The sequence below is a fragment of the Leucobacter tenebrionis genome (assembly GCF_019884725.1).
GTDB lineage: Bacteria > Actinomycetota > Actinomycetes > Actinomycetales > Microbacteriaceae > Leucobacter > Leucobacter tenebrionis.
The window spans coordinates 633,565-653,590 of record NZ_CP082322.1; the positions used below are offsets into that span (position 1 = coordinate 633,565).

Consider the following 20,026-nt stretch of genomic DNA (forward strand, 5'->3'; position numbering starts at 1 on the left):
CTGGCGGCGTGCACACGTCAACGGCTCTCCTCACGGACCACTACGAGCTCACCATGGTCGACGCCGCCCTGCAGGCGGGCACGGCCCACCGCGGCAGCGTCTTCGAGCTCTTCGCGAGACGCCTCTCCGGCGCGCGGCGCTACGGTGTGGTCGCCGGTACCGGCCGTCTGCTCGACGCGATCGAGCGCTTCCGCTTCACCGAAGCCGAACTCGAGTATCTGCGCGAGCGGCAGGTCGTGAGCTCCGCGACCCTCGACTGGCTGTCCGACTTCCGTTTCTCAGGCGACATCTGGGGCTACCCCGAGGGCGAGGTCTTCTTCCCCGGCTCCCCCCTCATCACCGTCGAATCGAGCTTCGCCGAGGGCGTGCTGCTCGAGACCCTCGCGCTCAGCATCCTCAACGCCGACTCGGCCGTCGCCACCGCAGCCTCGCGCATGAGCCACGCCTCGGGCGGCAAGCCCCTCGCCGAGATGGGCTCGCGACGCACCGGCGAGTACAGCGCCGTCGCCGCCGCACGCGCCGCATACCTGGCCGGCTTCAGCGCCACCTCGAACCTCGAGGCGGGCCGGCTCTACGGGATCCCGACCATGGGCACCGCCGCCCACAGCTTCACGCTGCTGCACGACAGCGAGCGACAGGCCTTCGAGGCGCAGGTCGCCGCCCTCGGCACCGACACCACCCTGCTCGTCGACACCTACGACATCGAGCAGGGGGTGCGCACCGCCATCGAGGTCGCAGGCCCCGAGCTCGGCGCCGTCCGCATCGACTCGGGCGACCTTCCCGTGGTCGTCGCGCAGGTTCGCCGGCTCCTCGACGAGCTGGGCGCCACCCGCACGCGCATCACCGTGACGAACGATCTCGACGAGCACACCGTCGCTGCGCTCGCCTCGGCCCCCGTCGACAGCTTCGGCGTCGGCACGTCGGTCGTGGTCGGCTCGGGCACCCCCACGATGGGCATGGTGTACAAGCTGGTCGCCCATCAGAACGATGCCGGCGAGTGGATCTCGGTCGCGAAGAAGTCGGCCGAGAAGGCATCCGTGGGCGGCCGCAAGAGCGTGCGCCGCAGCTACAACCCCAGGGGCACCGCGACGGCCGAACTGATCCTGCTCGGAGACGGCCCCGGCGGTGAACCGGAGGGCGAGGACCTTCCCGGCAAGACCCGCGAGGTGCTCGTCCCGCTCGTACGGGCCGGCGAGATCCTGCCCGAGCACATCGGCACTGAAGGGCTGGCAGCAGCCCGTGAGAGGCACCGCATGCGCCTCGCCGAGCTGCCGCCGGTCGCCCTGAGCCTCACCCGCGGCGATCCCGCGATCCCCACCGAGTACCGCTGAGCGGGGAGATCCTGCGCTCCGCGCCCGCAGGATGACGGGATGATGCGCCCCCGCGCCCGGAGACGGACGGGACGACGCCCTATGTCCTACGCGCCCGCAGGATGACCGACTGCGTCGGTCACTTCTTCATGCGCTCGTAGACCCGCTTGCAATCGGGGCAGACCGGGAACTTCTCGGGATCGCGCGACGGCGTCCACTTCTTGCCGCAGAGCGCGCGCACCGGCTTGCCGGTCACGGCCGATTCGAGGATCTTGTCCTTGGGAACGTAGTGCGAGAAGCGCTCGTGGTCGCCGTCCTCGATCTGCGAATCCTCGAGCAGCTTCTCGAGCTCGCGGTCGAGCACATCGGTGCCCCCGCCAGCGGTATCCGGATCACGCGAGAAAATACCCATGGGGCAATTGTACTCCCGGAGTTCGAAGTGTGTCAGCCCGCGGGCCTCATCGGCGCCCAAGGAGGAGATCCACGCCCATGCGGGCCGATTCGAGGATCTCCACCTGCTTGGAAAGCGATCTCCTCATTGCCCGTCACCCGGAGCGCACCTACCGCGTCAGTCGAAGACCTGGGTGACCGCGATGAGCTCGGGCCCGCTGCGATCGAAGAGCCATCCGCCGATCAACACGCCGAGCAGCAGCACGACCAGGCCGTATCCGAGGCCGAACGCGAGCGCCCACATGTTGCTCACGAACTCGACGTCGAGGATCGCTCTGATCGCGAACCACACCGGGGGCACGGCGAGCAGCAGGGCGAAGATCATCGACAGCGTCTGCGCGAGGCCCGATCCCGATCCCGACCACTGCGGCTGGGAGAAGGGGCTGTCGCCGGGGCGCGTCGCCGGGTAGGGCATGAGCACCGAGAACACGCTCGACACCGCGCACGCCGCGAAGAGCACCGCCACGTTCATGCCGATCACCGCCGGCAGCACTCGCCACTCGCCGAGGATCGTCACCGTGATGCTCGACCCGATGAGCGCGAGCGGCAGACCGATGAGCAGCACCGGGGCGAGGCGGCCCGCGCGATCCGCGCGACCGCGGATGCCGCTCGCCACGTGCTCCCAGATCGCGGTCGAGTCCATCGACACGTCGTTGTGCTGCGACCAGCCGAGCAGCAGGAGGATGACCGGCAGCGGCACGAGGGACAGCGCACGCAGATCGGCGCCCGCCACGGCGAACGCGATCAGCATCACGAGCGGTGCGATCGGGATCGCGAAGAGCGCGACGCGGTATCGCGGATCCCGCGCCCAGTAGGTGAGCTCGCGCGCCGCGATCACCTGGCCGGGCTGCGCCGCGAAGCGCTCGAACCAGCCGAGGCCCGAGCGGGCGGCGTCGGGGGCGACGGGGCGGTCGACCCGCTGATTGACGAGGTTCACGAGGGGGAACCAGACGAGCAGCAGGATCAGGATCGCGCCGACCGTCACAGCGAGGCGCAGCAGAGCTCCGTCGAGATCGCCCGCGGACGCCAGAGCCAGTGCTGCGAAGGGCGCGCCGAACGGGGTCCAGCCCGCGACCTCGGCACCCGCGGCGGCTGCGGCCGATCCCTCGGCGCCGAACGCCGTGGCGGCCGCGAACACGGCGACAGGCAGGAAGGCGACGAGCAGCACCGCGCCCACCGTGCGAATCGTTCCGGCGTTGCGCGCGCCGGCGATCAGCTTGGAGAGCGTCGATGTCACACGCACGCTGCAGAGGGCGAGGATCGCGGCGAGCAGCAGTGCGACGGGAGCGATCCAGCCGGGCTCGGCCCACTCGGGCCGCAGCACACCGAGAGCGATCAGCCAGACCAGCAGCAGGAGGAAAGGCCAGGTCGCGATCGAGGTCAGCAGCAGTGAGAGCCCGATGGCGCCGGAGCTCACGGGGAACTGCGCGAACTGCCGCGGCTCGAGGTTGCGCCGGTTCTCGAAGAACGGCACCACGAAGGCCGCCGCGAGCACGATCGTGCCGATGATCACGTCGACGATCGCGCGGTCGGAGCCCTCGGGCAGCAGCCGGGCGGGCAGTACCGCGAGGAGCACCGCGGCTGCGGCGAGCAGAACGTAGAGCAGCGAGGTGCGCAGGCCCTTGACGAACGATCCCCTGAACGCGCCCCCCAGCAGCGCTACTCGGAGTCGGAAGAGCCGTGCAACCACTCCAGCCCCTTCCTTGCATCGCTCATGCCGGTCAGACGGGTGAACCGCTCCTCCAGGCTGAGACCGTCGCGCACCGCGTCGACGGTGCCCTGCGCGATGACGCTGCCGTCGACGATGATCGAGACGTGGTCGCAGACCCGCTGGATCAGGTCGAGACTGTGGCTCGACATGACCACACTGCCGCCGCCGCCCACGAACTTCTCGAGGATCTCGGTGACGTTCGAGGCCGAGACCGGGTCGATCGCCTCGAAGGGCTCGTCGAGCACCAGGACCTCGGGGGCGTGGATCATGGAGCAGGCCAGCGCGATCTTCTTCTGCATGCCGGCCGAGTAGTCGGAGACGAGGCGGCCGAGCGCCGACTCGAGGCCGAACGCCTCGGCGAGCTCCGCCGAGCGCTGCGCCACCGTCCCCTCTTCGACGCCGTGCAGCACGCCGCAGTAGTAGAGCAGCTGCGCACCGGTGAGGCGGTCGAACAGACGCAGGCGGTCGGGCAGGGTGCCGATGAGGCGCTTCGCCGCGGGCCCGTCGCTCCAGACGTCGACGTCGCGCACGCTCACGCGACCCGAGGTCGGGCGCAGCAGGCCGCTGATCATCGAGAGCGTGGTGGTCTTGCCCGCACCGTTGGGGCCGACCACACCGGTGAAGGATCCCTCGTGCACCTCGATCGAGACCTCGTTCGCGGCGACGAGCGAGCCGTAGGTCTTGGTCAGCATCTCGGTGCGCAGCACGATCGGCTTCTGCTCGGCCAGCCGGCCGCGCTCCCTCGCTCGCACCACCGAGGGCACCGGCACTTGAATGCGACCGGTGCGCGGCGAAGCCGCGGAGGCGGGCTCGGCCGCACTCCGGCTCTCAGCAGACTCACTTGCGGCACCGCTCCCGGCGCCGCCTGAAGTGCGGCTCGGGCGCACGCGCGGCGACCCGGCCGGCGAGGCCGGAGCGCTGCCGGATCCGGCGCCCCGCGGGGGCGCCGCCTCTCGGTCGTCGAAAACCGGTTCGCTCGGCCTCGAGCTCTCTTCCGGCTCGGAAACAGGATCGGTCGAAGGCGATACGGGCGGCACGTGTCTAATTTATCAAATCATCGGGCTCGGAGAGTGTGCGCTCGCCGGGAGCCGGAAACCGGCAGAATGGCAGTGTGACTTCTTACCCCCGATCCCGCTCTTCGCGGGCGACGACGTGGCATTCGCTGTGGATGCTGAGTCGTCGCGACCTGAAGGTGCGGTACTCGACCTCGACGCTCGGCTACCTGTGGTCGATCCTCGATCCCCTGCTGATGAGCCTGATGTACTGGTTCATCTTCACCCAGGTGTTCCACCGCACGGTGGGCGAGGCGCCCTACATCGTCTTCCTGCTCACCGCGCTCATGCCGTGGGTGTGGGTGCAGGGCGCGGTGAGCGACTCGAGCAACGCGTTCCTGCGCGACCTCAAGCTCGTGCGATCGGTGGCGCTGCCCAGATGGATCTGGGTGGGGCGAATCATCTGCACCAAGGGGGTCGAGTTCCTGCTGAGCATCCCGGTCCTCGTGCTCTTCGCTATCTTCAGCGGCGCCCACGTGGGGTGGGGCGTGGTGCTGTTCCCGCTCGCGGTCGTGCTGCTCGCGGCCTTCACGCTCGGGATCGGCCTGATCCTCGCTCCCCTCGTCGTGTTCTTCCGCGACCTCGAGCGCGCGATCAAGCTGCTGCTCCGAATGGGCTTCTACGCCTCGCCGGTCATCTACGGCGCAGCCGACCTTCCCGAGTTCGCGCAGCCGCTCGCCTGGCTCAATCCGCTCTCGGGCATCTTCGCGCTGTTCCGCGCGGGCTTCTTCCCCGATCAGCTCGACTGGCCGCTCGTCGCCACCTCCGCGGGCCTCACCGCGGTCATCCTCGCCGCGGGCATCATCCTCTTCAACCGTTCCATCGGCGGCGTCCTGAAGGAGCTATGACGTGAGCGACGCAATCATCTCCGTGCAGGGACTCGGCATCCGGTTCCGCCGCAACCGCGGCTCACGCCGCAGCTTCAAGGATCTCTTCGCCGGTCGCCGACGCCGTGGCCGCCCGGGCGAGTTCTGGGCGCTGCGCGAGGTCTCCTTCGACGTTCGACCGGGTGAGGCGATCGGCGTCGTCGGCCGCAACGGGCAGGGCAAGTCGACACTGCTCAAACTCGTCGCGGGAGTGCTGCTGCCCGATGAGGGGTCGGTGACCGTGCACGGCGGGGTCGCCCCCCTGATCGAGATCACGGGCGGCTTCGTCGGCGACCTCACCGTGCGCGACAACGTCAACCTCGCCGCGGGCCTGCACGGTCTCAGCCGTCGCGAGATCGCCGACCGATTCGACGACATCATCGAGTTCGCCGGTGCCGAGGAGGTGATCGACACTCCCTTCAAGCACCTCTCCAGCGGCATGAAGGTGCGCGTCGCCTTCTCGGTCGTCTCGCAGCTCGACGAGCCCGTGCTGCTCGTCGACGAGGTGCTCGCCGTGGGCGACAAGGCGTTCCGGGCAAAGTGCTACCGCCGCATCGAAGAGCTGCTGGCCCAGGGTAAGACCCTGTTCCTCGTCTCTCACCGCGAGGGCGACCTGCGCAGGTTCTGCACCCGGGGGCTGTATCTCAACAAGGGCCGGCTCGCGCTCGACGGACCGATCGAGGACGTGCTGGATCGCTACAACACGGACCATCCCGCGTGATCCGCGCCCTCCCCCGTCGTGGGGCGCGCGGCGGGGCGCGCGGCGGGGTGGCCGCCGGCTGCGGCGGCGCGATGCCGCGGCCCGGCACGCAGCGCGCCTAGCGCGACCGCCACTCCTCGGCCTTCGCGAGCAGCCCCTCGATGGCTTCGTGGAAGCGGCGGGTGGGCGCCCCCGGCGAGGTGTCCCCGAAGTAGTGCTGGGACCAGGTTCCGAGCCGTTCACGCGCGGCCTCGTCGCCGATCACGCGATCCAGCACCGACACGATATCGCCGGCCTGATCCGCGTCGAGCCACTCGCAGACGCTGAGGTACCCGCCCTCGTCCACCTCAGCCTCGGGAGCAACCGGGCGTGTCACCATGAGCGGCTTGCCCGTGGCGAGACGGTCGTAGACCATCGCCGAGATGTCGCAGATCGCGACATCGGGCAGGCTCAGCTGCCAGCCGAGCGTCGGCGAGGTGTCGTAGACGTGCTGCGCCGCCGGATCCTGCCGATTCGCCTCCTCCAGCATCTCGATGACGCGGGCGTTCGCGGCGCCGAACTCGGCGTCGACCACCCCGCTGCGGGGGTGCGGGCGGTACACGACCCGGTGACGGCCTGTGGCGATCAGCTCGCGCACCAGCCTCTCGCCGTGGGTCGCCACGGAGCCGTAGCACGCGGCGGGTCGGTCGCCCTCCCACGTGGGGGCGTAGAGCACCACCGTGCGGTCGTCCGGCACGAACGGCGGGGTGCCGGTGAGATGGTCGGCCTGCGGGCGGCCGATCGGGATCGTGCGCCGGTCCACATCGTAGTCCCAGAGCGCCTTCGACAGTCGCGAGCGTGCGGCGTCGCCCGCGACCAGCGCGCAGTCGTACGTCTTGTACTGGTTGCTGGTCATGTACATCTTGTCGCTCTCGCCGTGATTGATGAACACGTGCCAGCGCTGCCCGTAGCGCATCATCTGGAAGTTGCGGGTGTTCTGATTCACGTACAGGACCACCTCGAGCGGCTGCTCCTCGATGACGCGCTCGATGTCCGTGACCTTCTGCACGAAGGCCACGTCGAGACCGCTCTCCTGCATGAGCTGCCGCGCGCCGGCCGCGTTGCGCGCGAGCACCAGCACCGGCCACCGCTTCGACAGCTCCTTCAGCGGCGCGTACCACTGGCGCATCTGATAGATGTTGACGTCGCTGTCGGCGAAGTAGACGCCCACGCGGAAGTGCTGCTCGGGCAGCGGGCCGCGCTCCTGGAGCCGGGCCCTGAGATCGAAGTAGGCGCGCCGGCCCTTCAGCACACGTTTCGCCAGCCGCACCGCGCGCTTCGCGTCTTTCGCCAGTTGCATCCCCTCAGAATATCGCTCCTCCTCTGAGTCCCACCCAGATCCCGCCACCCGCCCCCTCTCCGTGATCGAAATGACGCCTGTGACCCCCGATGGCCCCGGTGAGGGGCGCCCCGAGTCATCTCGATCGCGTGAGAAGCGGTGTCAGCCGACCTCGACGCTCCTGTGGGAAGATCGACGGGTGACTCTCCCGCCCCTTCCAGAGCTGCCCGCTGTGAGCTACATCATGCCGGTGCTCAATGAGGAGGCGTATCTGGAGACCGCCGTGCACACGATCCTCGCCCAGGACTACGCGGGCGAGAAGGAGATCGTGCTCGCCCTCGGCCCCTCACGGGACCGCACCGATGAGATCGCCGCCTCGCTCGCGGAGCACGATCCGCGGGTTCGCCTCGTCGAGAACCCAGCGACCCACATCCCGACGGCTCTCAACCTGGCGATCGAGGCGAGCCGCTTCCCCGTGGTGGTGCGCGTGGACGCGCACTCGGAGCTCACACCCGACTACACCCGGCGCGGCATCGCGGCGCTGCGCCGCGAGAACGCGGTCAACGTGGGCGGCGTGATGCGCGCCGCCGGTCGTGGCCCGGTGCAGTCGGCGATCGCACGAGGATACAACAGTCCGTTCGGCCTCGGGGGCGGCGCCTATCACGGCGACGGGCAACCCGGACCGGCCGAATCGGCCTACCTCGGCATCTTCCGGCGCGAGGCGCTCGAGGCCGTGGGAGGCTACGACCCCACGATCCTGCGCGGCGAGGACTGGGAGCTCAACCTGCGCATCCGCCGCGCGGGCTACCTCGTCTGGTTCGAGCCCGCCCTCGGCGTCACCTACTGGCCCCGCGCCTCCCTCGGCGATCTGGCGCGCCAGTTCTTCGCGACCGGCGCCTGGCGCGCCGTGCTCGTGCGGCGCTACGGCCGCGCGAACCCCTGGCGGTTCTTCGCCCCCGGACTCCTGGTGCTCGGGATCGCGGCGAGCCTGGCAGGGCTCGTGCTGCTCGTCTGCGGCGTCCTCCCCTGGGATTCCGGGTGGTCGCTGCTGCCGGCGCCCGCGCTGCTGTATCTGCTCGGGATCGCCTACGCCACCGCACGGATCCCCGATCAGCGAGGACTGCGGGATCGCCTCCTCACGGCGGCGACGCTCGTGACCATGCACCTGAGCTGGGGATCCGGCTTCCTCCGCGGCATCGTGCTCGGGGGCGGCCGCGTGGTGGACCGCTCGCGCGTGTGAGGGGCCGCGCGCCGATCCCGGTTCCCGCGAGCGCCTCGCGCTGATCCCCGCCTCCCCGAGGCCCTGGGCTCCGCTACTCCCCGAGCGCGCCCCGCTCGACCAGAGCGTCGACCACCCGTTCCGAGGCGCGTCCGTCGTCGTGAGGGTTGAAGCGCCGCCGCCAGGCATCGGCGGCGGGAGCCGCGTCCCGCACCCACGCCGCATCGAGTCCGTGCGAGGCGAGCTCGCGAGCGCACTCGACCACCTCTTCGCGCCGCGAGAGCAGCGGTCCCGGCGCTTCCCGCTCGAAATCGAACGTGAACCCGCGCTCGCGATCGCGGTAGGCCGCGAGGTCGGGAACGAAGAAGACCGTGGGCAGGTGCGTGACGGAGGCGTCGAACATGATCGAGGAGTAGTCGGTGACGAGCAGGTCGGCCGCGAGAATCACATCGTTCACGTCCGGGTGCTGCGACGCATCGATCACGCGGGCGGCCGCCTCGTCCAAGGCTCCGAAACCGCCGTAGCTGCCGAACGCGTGAGTGCGGGTGTGACCGCGAGCGACGATCGTCCACTCCGGGCCGAGTTCCGCGGCGAGCGCCCGGACATCGAGGTCGTCGACGAGCGTGAGCCCGCCGTCGCGCCAGGTCGGGGCGTAGACGAGCACCGACGATCCGGGGTCGATCCCGAGCGCCGCTCGCGCCGTGCCGACTACGACCGGGTTGCGCTCCGCCCCCACCATCGCGCGGGCGAGCCTGTCGTCGCGCGGGTAGCCCGTCTCGAGGATCTCGCCCCGGAAGGCGTAGCTCGATCGGAACTGCTCGGTGGAGTGGGGGTTCTGCGAGAGCATGAGGCTCCACCGCCTGCTCTCGCGATGGACGGCGATGCGGGTGCGCAGCCCGACGTGCGGGCGGCCGAGCGCGAGGTGCTTGAGCATGGTGCCGTGCCAGGTCTGCAGCACGGTCTGCCCGCGACCGCGACGGAAACCGCCTCGCCCGCCGACTCCCCCGTGCAACCAGTCGTTGACGACCAGCAGGCGCGCGGTTCGACGCGCCGCGAACCACTCGCGTCCGCCGACGAGCAGCGGCACGGCGCCGTCGGGCACCCGCTGCCGCTCGCTGGTGATGCTCCAGTAGCGGGTGACGGCCGGGAACCGCCTCGCGATCTCGCGGTCGATCGCCAGCGGATTGCAGCTCACCTGCCTGCCGTAGAAGCTCTCGAAGAACGCCGACCCAGCCGTGACCAGCTGACTCGGCGGAAGGCTCAGACGGTGGATCTCGGCGAGCACCCGCTGAGCCGCTCCCCCCTCGGGGTGGGCGTGGAATCGGGCGGCGAGCGCTCTCGCGTCGGCCTGGGCCGCGCGCAATGCATGGACGCTGCCGTGCAACTCCGTCAGGCGGCGGGAGACGTCGCCCCAGTCATGCTCCACGCGCCCCGCGCTCGTCACGGAGAGCGGTTCGTAGAGGCCGCGGGTGGCGGTGTAGCGCTCGAGGTCGGGTGCGAACCACACGATCGGACGCCCGAGCAAGGAGAAATCGACGGCGAGCGAGGAGTAATCGGTGATGACGGTGTCGACGCCGCCGAGCAGCGGAGTGATGTCGCGCACGCGATCCGCGCCGAGCAGGTGCACCCGGTCCCCGAGCAGCGCTTCGTAGGCCCCGACGCCGAGCGGATGCGATCGGATCAGCAGATGCGCTGCGGTCTCGCGCAGGGTGCGTCGGATCGTCTCGATCTCGGTCGCGGTCGGGACCCCGGGATCGGCATCCCCGTCACGCCAGGTCGGGGCATAGAGCACGATCGCCTCGGACTCGGAGATCGACGCTCCGGAGTCGCCGAGCGCCTCGATCAGCCTGTCCCGCGCTCGGGCGGCCGCTTCGGGGTCGCGCGCCTGCTGCGCGAGCTCGTCGTCCCTGGGATCGCCGAGCACGCGCACCTTGCCCGGATCGACGCGAAACGCCGAGCGCAGGCGCTCCGCCGCGGTGATCGAGCCCGCTACGAACAGGTCGACCTCGCGCGAACCGGCGAGATACATGCGTCGCAGCAGCGCCCGCACGGGCGCGGGGCCCCGCACGGCGGTGGTGACGGGAGAGTCCAGGTGCAGCCGCTTGAGGGGCGCACCGTGCCACAGCTGCACGACGGTGCCGCCGTAGATCCCGAACCGGTTGGCGTCCCCCAGACCGTGGGTGACCACGATCCGGCCGGCTCTCAGCGTCGCCCAGTACCCCGAGCGGCCCCGCCTGAGCACGGGCTCGAACCCCTCCGCCCGCGCGATCGCGGCTTCGGAGTCATCGGCCACCAGCCAGGTGATGCGGGCCTCGGGGTCGGCCGCGCGCAGGGCACGGGCGAGGGCCAACGCGCCCTCTCCGACGCCGATACCGCTCCCGAACGCCCAGCGCTGCTCGTCCCGTGGAACGAACCACGAGACGAGCAGCGACAGCAGGTACTTGGGAAGCGCGAGCAGCTTGGCGAGATTGCCGCTCGCGAAGCTGAATCCGGCGTTACTCATCGGAGTCAGCTTACCGCCGAGAGCGGGGTGCGCGGAGAGGGGCGGCTATCGCGGTCCGCATGCCCTACTCCGCGCGCCCTCACCACTCGAGGGTGCCGAGCGTGGCTTCCGTCTCGTGCGGCTGACCACCACGGGTGTACTCGATGGAAACCTTGCTCCCTCCCTCGTGCATGCGCACGAGGGCCGAGACCGACGTTCCGTCGACCGCGGGCACACCGTCGACCGCGGTGATGACGTCCCCCGCGCGCAGACCGGCCTTGGCGGCGGCCCCGCCCCGGGGGACGTCGACGAGCAGGCCCCCGGCATGGTTCGCGTCCTCATCGGTGTCCTGGCTGGAGTCGGCGACCGAGGCGCCCAGCAGGCCGTGCGAGGGCTTCTCGCCGTCGATGATCTCGTCTGCGACGCGGGTGGCCAGGTTCACCGGGATGGCGAATCCGAGGCCGTCGCTGCCCGCGACGCCCTGCGAGCTCGTGGGCGACGCGATCGCGACATTGATGCCGATCAGCTCTCCGTTACCGTTGAGCAGTGCGCCGCCCGAGTTGCCGGGGTTGATCGAGGCATCCGTCTGGATGACCGGGAGCGTGACGGTGCCGCTGTTCGACTGCTGCTGCTCCTGCTGCTGGTCTTCGCCGGGGAGCCCGAAGCGGAAGTCCCACGGAGCCGAACCGCTTCCCCCCTCGTCCTGCTGCGGCGTGGGGTCCTGAGGAACCAGTGCGCTGCCGACCGAGATCCCTCGGTTCACCGCGCTGACCACACCGCTCGTCACGGTGTTCGCGAGGTTGAGCGGCGCCCCGATCGCGACCGCGAGGTCGCCGACGTTGAGCTGACTCGAATCCGCCGTCTTGATCGCGGGCAGGTTGTCGGCGTCGACCTTGACCACGGCCAGGTCGGCGTAGGGAGCGGTGCCGACCACTTCCCCGTCGAGGATGCGGCCATCGCTCAGCTTGACGCGCACCTGCGGGTCGAAGGTCGCCCCGTCGAGCGTGACGACGTGGGCGTTGGTGATGATGTAGCCGTCCTCGCGGTAGATCACGCCCGAACCCGAGCCCGACGCCCCCTCGCCCGCGACCTCGAGCGTGACGACGCTCGGCGTCGCGACCGCGGCGACGCCGGAGATCTGCGTCGCGTTATCGGCGTTGTTGAGGGTCAGCGTGCCCGAATTGCCGCTCTGGGCCACTGTCTGAGGGGCCGCGTTCGAGGCGACGATCGCGGCGACCCCTCCGCCCACCACGCCTCCGAGCAGCGCGCCGATCGCGAGACCGGCGAGCAGCGCGCCGCTGCGGCTCTTGGGGTGGGCGGCAGCGGTCGCAGTCCCGGCGGGGGTGCTCGGGCCGGCCGAGACGCTTGGGCCGGCCGGACCGGCCGGGGCACCCGGGGCGCTCGAGCCGACCGGCGCACCCTGCGGCCACGCAGCCGTCTGCTGGTGCTCGGCGACGTTCTCTGGCAACTGCGTCGTCGGCGCGGTGTGAGACATCGGCGCCGGGTGAGGCGCCGACCGCTCGGCTCCCGCCTGGTCGGTGTGCTGCGGCGCAGCGCCCTCGCCGGCGCTCACCTGAGCGGAGGGGTCGTACTGAGCGCCCGGTCGGTCGTTCTCGGGGGTGGTCGTCATTGGGGGCTCCCTTCTCTTGCTCCTACCCTGGCCTGCGAACTTATGAATTGCATTTACGAGCACTGCATGTCGCCTGCGGATCATCGGGATGCGGGAGAGTGCGGCCCTGGCAGCGACCTCCGGTCAGCTCCATCCCTGATTTGCATTCGAGTCGGCCTCCACGTATAGTTATTTCTTGTGCCGCGGGGTGGAGCAGTTCGGTAGCTCGCCGGGCTCATAACCCGGAGGTCGTAGGTTCAAATCCTGCCCCCGCAACGAAGAAACAGCCTCTGATCAGCTAAAACTGATCAGAGGCTGTTTGGTTTCCAGGCGCCGCGGTCCAGCGCTCGAGTATCGGTTTCTATCGGCGACGGGTTCTACGCTCCCCACTACTATGCCTCGGCGCCCGCAGTGCCCGGAGGGCGCCGAGGATCGCGATGAGATCGACGGCCTCCTGCAGCCAGGCGCCGACGAGGGCCGGCAGAAAACCGAGTGCCGCGACGACCATCAGTCCGACGCTGATCACGATGCCGAGCCAGATGCTCTGCAGCGCGATGCGCACGGTGTCCCGGCCGATCCTCACCGCTTCAGCCGCGCCGGAGATCCGGTCGAAACGATTCACGACATCAGCCGACTCGCTCGCCGCCGTCGCACCTTTCGCCCCCATCGCAAAACCCACGTCGGCCGCGGCCAGCACGGGAGCGTCGTTGAGGCCGTCACCCACCATCATCAGCGGGCGGGGACCCATGCCGGCGATGATCCGCACTTTGTCCGCCGGGCGGCACTCGGCGTGCACTTCCTCGATGCCGATCTCGGCTGCGAAGGGAGCCGCGGTCGCGGCCACATCACCGGTGACCATCGCCATGCGCTCGACTCCGAGCGCGCGCATCTCCGCCACCGTGCTCGCCGCATCGCCTCGGAGGCGATCCCGCATCACGATCGTGCCGACGAAACGGTCGTCCAGCGAGACGTAGATCGCGAGCTCCCCGGCCTCCAACCGCGCACGGACCATTCCCTTCGCGTGCTCGGCGATCCAGGCCGGCTTTCCAACGCGCACGACGCCCGAGGAGATACGGGCCGCGACCCCGTTCGTCGCGTGCTCCTCGGCCGCCTCGACCGGCAGCAGCTCGACATCGCGCAGCTTCGCCGCCTGAATGACGGCACCCGAGAGCACGTGCGAGGAGTACACCTCCGCGGAGGCGGCGAGCCGCAGCACCTCGTCTTCATCGAAACCGGCGGCAGGCTCGACACGGCGCGGTTCGGGTCGACCCGTGGTGAGCGTACCCGTCTTGTCGAAGGCCACCGACCGCACACGGGCGAGCTGCTCGAGCACGCTTCCCCCCTTCACGATGAGTCCCGCCTTCGCCGCCCGGCTCATGCCGCCCAGGAACGCGACCGGGGCCGCGATCAGCAGCGGGCACGGCGTCGCCACCACCAGCACCTCGGCGAAGCGGACGGCCTCGCCACTCACCCCCCAGGCCGCGGCCGCGATCGCGAGGGAGAGCAGCGTGAACGGCACGGCGTAGCGGTCCGCGAGGCGCACGGTCGTCGCCCTGCTCTCCTGCGCTTCGCGAACGAGGGTCACGATCTGCTGATACTGGCTGTCGTCGGCGACCGCGACTGCCCGCATCCGCACCGCTGCCCGCCCGTTCACCGCACCGGAGGCCACCATTTCACCGGCCACGCGCTCCACCGGCAGACTCTCGCCCGTGAGCGACGACTCGTCGAACGCTGCCGCCTCGTCAAGCAGCACCGCGTCGACCGGCACCAACTCCCCCGGCCTGACCAGCAGTACATCGCCGACCGCGACATCATCGACGTCGATCGTCTCGAAGCCCGGTGCACCGTCGATCTCGATCTCGCGACGCGCCTGCTGCGGCGCCCGGCTCAGCAGCGCGGTCAGCTCGCGCTGCGAACGGTGCTGCGCGTAATCCTCCAGCGCCTCTCCTCCGGTGAGCATCAGCACCACCACGAGTGCGGCCCAGTACTCGCCCACCGCCACTGTCGCCACGATCGCGGTGACCGCCAGGATATCGAGCCCGGCATGGCCCCGCAGCAGAGAACGGATCATACCGACCGCCTGCCACACCGCGATGCCGATCGCGTACGCGCTCACAAGCCACGGCACGAGACGGTGAGCCGGAGTGAGCAGAAGGAGTAGCCCCACTATCGCGACGAGCAGGGTCGCGAAGACGAACGGATAAGCACGGATCGCGGTGCGCAGGCGCTTCACGTGATCCTCAGTCGGCGTTCTGCATCAGCTGTTTCACAGATCCAGGCTATCGCGAACGGAGCCGCGCCCGCACTCGCCGCCCGCGCCCACGCACATCCTCCTCTTAGGCCTCAACACCACCGTCCGCGCGTCGATTTGGATGTCGGCTCACCTCTGAGTAGATTGGAGGTGTGCCGCGGGGTGGAGCAGTTCGGTAGCTCGCCGGGCTCATAACCCGGAGGTCGTAGGTTCAAATCCTGCCCCCGCAACGAAGAAACAGCCTCTGATCAGGTGAAACTGATCAGAGGCTGTTTGGTTTCCAGGCGCTGCGAACCGGATCACTCCTGCCCAGGCAGCGCCCGAACGGCACGAGCGGCACCGAAACGGCCACCCGCCTCGCAAAGCTAGGAGTGCTCGTCGAGCCGCTGGCGCGTCTCACCCGTCTCCCCCGCACCGACGACACGATCGCCCTCGGCTACGGAGGGAACCCGTGCTCCGGCTCGAACGGGGCCTGCGAGAGGTGCTCGACGTCTGCTGCTGGTCGAAGAGGTCGGATGCGAAAGCAGCACGGCCCTGGGCCTGGCAGAACTCCGGCGATTCTCCGGAAACCGGCAGAGTTCGGCCGCCTGGGCCCGATCTCCCGCGAATCACCGGCGATTCTCACACTGTCTCAAACACCGAGGCGGCCCGGCCGGGAGCATCCTCCCGGCCGGGCCGCCCTGATGATGGGTGCCGACCGCCCTATTCCGCAGCCAGCGCGTCCTCGAGCGCCGCGCGCAGCCGCTCGTCGGCGTCGCCGAAGGCGGTCCAATCGCCGTCCTGCATCGCCTTGTCGCGGTCGCGAATCGCCTGCTGCATCTCGCGCAGAGCTTCGTCGAGCGACGCGTTCGACCCTCCGGATCCCGCGGTCCCGCCGGTGTCGGCCGAACCTGAATCACCGGAATCGGTGTCCCCGGTGTCGCCCGGATCCTCGGTCGTCGGGTCCTCGGTCGTCGTCGTGGTGCCTCCGTCTCCGGCGCTGGCGCCCGAGTCTCCGCCGAAGAGCGCGTCGAGCGCCTCATCGAGCGTGTCCTCGAAGGCGATCTGGTCGCCGAACGCGACGAGCACCTTCTGCAGGATCGGGAAGCTCGTGCCCGAAGACGCCTTCACATACACCGGCTGCACATACAGCAGGCCCCCGCCGACCGGCAGAGTCAGTAGGTTGCCGCTGATCACCTGGCTCTCGCCCTGGCGCAGGATGTTGAGCAGACGCGACACCTCGGAATCCGTGGTGAAGCTGTTCTGCACCTGTCCGGGGCCGGGAATCGGATCGCCCTTCGGCAGCGTCAGCAGTTTGAGCGTGCCGTACTCGTCGGACACCTCGCCGTCCTTCGAGCCCGCGTTGGAGTTCGCCGCGAGATACCCGGTGAGGATGTCTCGCGATCCCTCGCCCTGCTGGTCGGGGATGTACGTCGAGTAGATCGAGTAGTTCGGCTCGGCATCGGCGCCCGCGGCGAGCGTCAGGTAGTAGGGCGGCTGCGCCAGCGTCTGCGCGTTGCCCCCGCTCGAACTCGACACGGGGTCGTTGGGCGTGCGCCAGCGGTCCTCGGCCGAGTAGAACGCGTCGGCGTCGGTGACGTGGTATTCGCCGAGCATCGCGCGCTGCACCTTGAAGAGGTCGCTGGGGTAGCGCACGTGAGCCAGCAGGTCGCCGCTCATCTCGGAAACACTCTTGAGCGTGTCGGGGAAGATATTGCCCCAGGCCTTGAGCAGCGGATCCTCATCGTCCCAGGCGTACAGATTCACCGAGCCGTCATACGCGTCGACGGTGGCCTTGACCGAGTTGCGGATGTAGTTGACGGGCTTCGGCAGAGGGTCGGTGCGCTCGTTGTCGGCGTCGACCGTCAGCTCGTTCATGTCCGTCACCTCGGAGTACGGGTAATCGGAAGAGGTCGTGTATCCGTCGACGATCCAGACGATCCGGTTGTCGACCACCGAGGCGTACGGGGCTCCGTCGATGGTGAGGTAGGGCGCGACCTTCTGCACCCGGTCGACGGGGTCTCGGTCGTAGAGGATCTGCGATCCGTCGACCACGGCGCCCGACAGCAGCACCTCCATGTCCTGGAACTTCAGCGCGTAGATCAGCTTGGTGAAGAGGTTGCTCAGCTCGGGGCCGCCGTCGCCCGAGAACGTCGTCATGTTCTGACGCCCCTCCTCGTTCTCCGCGGGAGCCTCCGTGCTCTCGGGTTCGACGGTCTCCTGCTCGCCCGAGGTCTCGGCGGGCGTCGCACCCTCCTCGTTCTCAGCGGAGGCCTCGGCCGAGCTCTCGGCGTCGGCCGGGAAGTCGAGCTCGATGGCGCGATCCCGCTCGCCGCCCACGATCGAGTACTCGGGAGAGTTGGTGCCGAAGTAGACACGGGGTTCGAACTCGCCCAGCTTGCCGCTGGTCGGGATCCCGTTCTCCAGGAACACCGGCTCGCCGCCGGGCGATCGCTGGTTGCCGAAGGCCGCCACGAGCCCGTAGCCGTGGGTGTAGACGAGCGTGCGGTTGTACCAGCCGTCCTGATCGCTGATGTCGATATCGCGGATCGCCGACACCGTGTCCTCGACCTCCCCGTCGATCTCGTAGCGGTCGACGTTCAGAGAGGAGGGGAACTTGTAGTACTGACGGATCTGCTCGAGCTGCGAGAAGGTGGGAGAGACGATCTCGGGGTCGATGATGCGGATGTTCGCGGTCGTCACAGCGTCGTTGCGCAGCGCGCCGGGTTCCGCATCCGTCACCGCGTCGTAGCGCTCGACCTCGACGTCGTCGATGCCGTAGGCGGCACGGGTGGCCTCGATATTGCGCTCGACGTACTCGGCTTCGAGGCTCTTCTCGTCGGGCCCGACCTGGAACTGCTGCACGGCCCACGGGTAGCCCACTCCGAGCACGATGCTCGACACGAGGAAGAGGGCGGTGCCGATGACCGGCAGCCGCCACTTGCCAGTGAAGGCCGTCACGAGGAACAGCACCGCGACGATCACCGCGATGCCCGCGAGGATCTGCTTGCCGGGGATCACGGCGTGCACGTCCTGGAACAGGGCGCCGGTCCAGCGCCCCCCGGTCTCCGTGAGCGAGGCGTACTGGTCGAGCCACAGGCTCACGGCCTGCAGTGCCAGGTAGAGGGTCGCGATCACCGCGGCCTGGATGCGGGTGGCCTTCGAGACGCGCACGTCGCGCCCCGAGAACGAGATGCCGCCGTACAGGTAACTCGTGGCGACTCCCGCGATGAGCGCGATGAGCGCGACCGCCGACGCGAACCCTACGATCCCCTGCAGAATCGGCAGATCGAAGAGGTAGAAGGAGACGTCGAATCCGAACTGCGGATCCTTCTCACCGGTGGGTTCGCTGTTCAGCCAGAGCAATGCGCGCTGCCACTGCGTCGCGGTGCTGATGCCCGCGAACAGACCGAACGCGGCGGGGAGCGCCCACTTCACCAGTCGCCGCAGCGGCTCGAAGAGCTCCTGGTAACGATCGAGCTGCGCGGTGAGGCGGGCATAGACCGGCCGCTTCCGGTAGGCGATATCGATCGCGAAGAACAGCGGCACCGCCATGCCGACGAAGCCGATGAGGAACATCACCGCCGCTGCGATCCACTGCGTGGTGAGTACCGGCAGATACCCGACCTGTCGGTACCAGAGCACCTCGGTGAACACCGAAGCGACGGCGAGAAAGCCGAGGATCAGCAGCACCACCAGCACGACGGTGATGGCGAGTGGAGAGATTCTTCGCGGACTGGCAGCCGGAGCGCCTGCGTTCTGGTCGGTCACGTCTTCGAGTTACTTTCCTGTCCTGAGTGCGCGCCTGAGGCGCGCCGGGCGGGTTCTGCGCACCACCCTATCGGTCGCCGCTGACAAAGAGCCCGAGCCCGAGCGTCGGAGAACCGCTACCCGTCGATGTCGCAGCGCTCGACTCCGGCCGGCTCCTTCCCGGCCGCCGCGGCCTCCACCGCGGCGACGGCCTCGCCGAGGTTCGCGACGGGCGCGATCCGGAGTCCGTCGGGCCGCTGCCGAGGCAGGTCGTCGCAGTTGCCCAGCGGCATGAGGAACAGGTCGCTCTCGGCGCGATCCGCCGCCCACATCTTCTGCGTCAGACCGCCGATCGCGCCGACCTCGCCCTCGTCGGTGATCGTGCCCGTCGCGCTGACAGTGAGGTCTCCGAGCATGCTGCCGGGCGTGAGCTTCTCGACGAGCCCCATCGCGAAGGCCAGGCCCGCGCTCGGTCCGCCGATCTCGGTGAGACTGATATCGACCTCGTGCGGGAGGTCGTACTGCGACGCGATCGTCGCGCCGATCAAGGGCTCTCCCCCGCCCTGGGGCACGCGGGGTTCGAGCGTCGCCTCCCGCCGATCGCCGTCGTGTTCGAACCCGACGGCGATCCGCCCGCCCTCGCCCGCCGCGCCGATGCGCGACCGCAGCTCGCCGAAGTCGGCGATCGGCTCGCCATCGACCGTCAGCAGCACGTCGCCCTCCTCGAGCACGCCGTCGGAGGGGCCGTCGGGGATCACACCCGCCACGCTCAGCTCGACGTCCACGGGCTCTCCCAACCACCGGAACGCCGCAGCCGCCGCCTGCTGCTGGGACGAGTCCATGTACGCGGCGTTCTGATCCTGCCGCTGCTCGAGAGTGACGCCCTCGGGATAGAACTCCGTCACGGGGGCCACCCGCTGCGCCGGGTCGAAGATCGCCGGAAGCAGAGAGAGCCAGCTCTGCGGGTGCTCGGGGTCGCCCAGAATCGAGACGGTGAGCAGGTTGAGCTCCCCCTCGGTCTCGAACAGCTCCGTGTCCTCGACTGCGATGACGGGCCCCGTGCTCCCGTCTTCGAGCTGCACCTCGCCGAGCGTGTCGACGACGGGGCCGGGCCGCTCGATCGCGAACGGCGAGGGGATCAGCGCCGCCAGCAGAACCGCGCAGGCGAACAGGGCGAGAACGAGCAGGACGCGCAGGCGACGGCGTTCCATCAGTTCGTGGTCCACTCGTCTCCTCACTGGGTCTCACGGTTGTTCGCAGTCGGCGCAATGGGATTCGCCGAGCGTCGGCCAATCTAGCAGGCGGATCTGACGGAGGTGCCGTAGCGTG

The 20,026-nt window shown here is 69.4% G+C and carries 13 protein-coding genes and 2 tRNA genes; 6 read left to right on the plus strand and 9 right to left on the minus strand.

The window, feature by feature from the left end; translation table 11 throughout:
- Nucleotides 1–8 precede the first annotated feature (8 nt).
- Entirely contained in the window at nt 9–1,331 is a 1,323-nt protein-coding gene (locus KVY00_RS03030) for a nicotinate phosphoribosyltransferase (RefSeq protein ID WP_223044276.1), read from the plus strand.
- A gap of 118 nt (nt 1,332–1,449) precedes the next feature.
- Here KVY00_RS03030 and KVY00_RS03035 read toward each other — a convergent pair whose 3' ends face one another.
- From KVY00_RS03035 to KVY00_RS03045, 3 genes are all read right to left on the minus strand, one after another.
- Nucleotides 1,450–1,722 carry a DUF3039 domain-containing protein gene (locus tag KVY00_RS03035; protein WP_223044277.1) on the minus strand — a complete coding sequence of 91 codons (273 nt, stop codon included), beginning with the start codon at nt 1,720–1,722 and terminating at the stop codon, nt 1,450–1,452.
- Between the two features lie 156 nt (nt 1,723–1,878).
- Nucleotides 1,879–3,450: a hypothetical protein gene (locus KVY00_RS03040; protein ID WP_223044278.1), complete on the minus strand. Its 1,572-nt coding sequence runs from the start codon at nt 3,448–3,450 to the stop codon at nt 1,879–1,881.
- Complete coding sequence (locus KVY00_RS03045) at nt 3,420–4,226, minus strand: ABC transporter ATP-binding protein (RefSeq protein ID WP_255572730.1); 807 nt, start codon at nt 4,224–4,226, stop codon at nt 3,420–3,422. Before KVY00_RS03045 ends, KVY00_RS03040 begins: the two co-directional genes overlap by 31 nt.
- Before the next feature lie 356 nt (nt 4,227–4,582).
- On the opposite strand from KVY00_RS03045, the gene KVY00_RS03050 reads away from it, so the two are divergent.
- The gene (locus KVY00_RS03050; protein ID WP_255572731.1) at nt 4,583–5,371 is read left to right on the plus strand and encodes an ABC transporter permease; all 789 of its coding nucleotides are present in this window, start codon (nt 4,583–4,585) and stop codon (nt 5,369–5,371) included.
- 1 nt (nt 5,372) lies between these two features.
- On the plus strand, nt 5,373–6,110 hold the full coding sequence (locus KVY00_RS03055) for an ABC transporter ATP-binding protein (protein WP_223044280.1): 738 nt from the start codon (nt 5,373–5,375) through the stop codon (nt 6,108–6,110).
- Nucleotides 6,111–6,207: 97 nt separating this feature from the next.
- Here the strand turns inward: KVY00_RS03055 and KVY00_RS03060 are convergent, their stop codons facing one another.
- A complete protein-coding gene (locus KVY00_RS03060) occupies nt 6,208–7,428 on the minus strand; it encodes a CDP-glycerol glycerophosphotransferase family protein (RefSeq protein ID WP_223044281.1) in 1,221 nt (406 codons plus the stop codon).
- A 178-nt stretch (nt 7,429–7,606) separates the two neighbouring features.
- Between KVY00_RS03060 and KVY00_RS03065 the strand changes: the two genes are divergently transcribed.
- The gene (locus KVY00_RS03065) at nt 7,607–8,647 is read left to right on the plus strand and encodes a glycosyltransferase family 2 protein (RefSeq protein ID WP_223044282.1); all 1,041 of its coding nucleotides are present in this window, start codon (nt 7,607–7,609) and stop codon (nt 8,645–8,647) included.
- 73 nt (nt 8,648–8,720) lie between these two features.
- Here KVY00_RS03065 and KVY00_RS03070 read toward each other — a convergent pair whose 3' ends face one another.
- Both KVY00_RS03070 and KVY00_RS03075 read right to left on the minus strand, forming a co-directional pair.
- Nucleotides 8,721–11,129: a CDP-glycerol glycerophosphotransferase family protein gene (locus KVY00_RS03070; protein ID WP_223044283.1), complete on the minus strand. Its 2,409-nt coding sequence runs from the start codon at nt 11,127–11,129 to the stop codon at nt 8,721–8,723.
- A 79-nt stretch (nt 11,130–11,208) separates the two neighbouring features.
- Nucleotides 11,209–12,738, minus strand: coding sequence for a S1C family serine protease (locus KVY00_RS03075; RefSeq protein WP_223044284.1), 1,530 nt, complete (start codon nt 12,736–12,738; stop codon nt 11,209–11,211).
- 181 nt (nt 12,739–12,919) lie between these two features.
- Between KVY00_RS03075 and KVY00_RS03080 the strand changes: the two genes are divergently transcribed.
- A tRNA-Met gene (locus tag KVY00_RS03080) sits at nt 12,920–12,993 on the plus strand.
- 85 nt (nt 12,994–13,078) lie between these two features.
- On the opposite strand, the gene KVY00_RS03085 is transcribed toward KVY00_RS03080, so the two are convergent.
- Nucleotides 13,079–14,950, minus strand: a complete 1,872-nt coding sequence (locus tag KVY00_RS03085; RefSeq protein WP_223044285.1) for a heavy metal translocating P-type ATPase — start codon at nt 14,948–14,950, stop codon at nt 13,079–13,081.
- Nucleotides 14,951–15,124: 174 nt separating this feature from the next.
- Here KVY00_RS03085 and KVY00_RS03090 point away from each other — a divergent pair.
- Nucleotides 15,125–15,198 (plus strand) — tRNA-Met (locus KVY00_RS03090).
- 472 nt (nt 15,199–15,670) lie between these two features.
- On the opposite strand, the gene KVY00_RS03095 is transcribed toward KVY00_RS03090, so the two are convergent.
- Both KVY00_RS03095 and KVY00_RS03100 read right to left on the minus strand, forming a co-directional pair.
- On the minus strand, nt 15,671–18,718 hold the full coding sequence (locus KVY00_RS03095; protein WP_223044286.1) for a UPF0182 family membrane protein: 3,048 nt from the start codon (nt 18,716–18,718) through the stop codon (nt 15,671–15,673).
- Nucleotides 18,719–18,834: 116 nt separating this feature from the next.
- The gene (locus KVY00_RS03100) at nt 18,835–19,923 is read right to left on the minus strand and encodes a YlbL family protein (RefSeq protein WP_223044287.1); all 1,089 of its coding nucleotides are present in this window, start codon (nt 19,921–19,923) and stop codon (nt 18,835–18,837) included.
- Nucleotides 19,924–20,026: the final 103 nt, after the last annotated feature.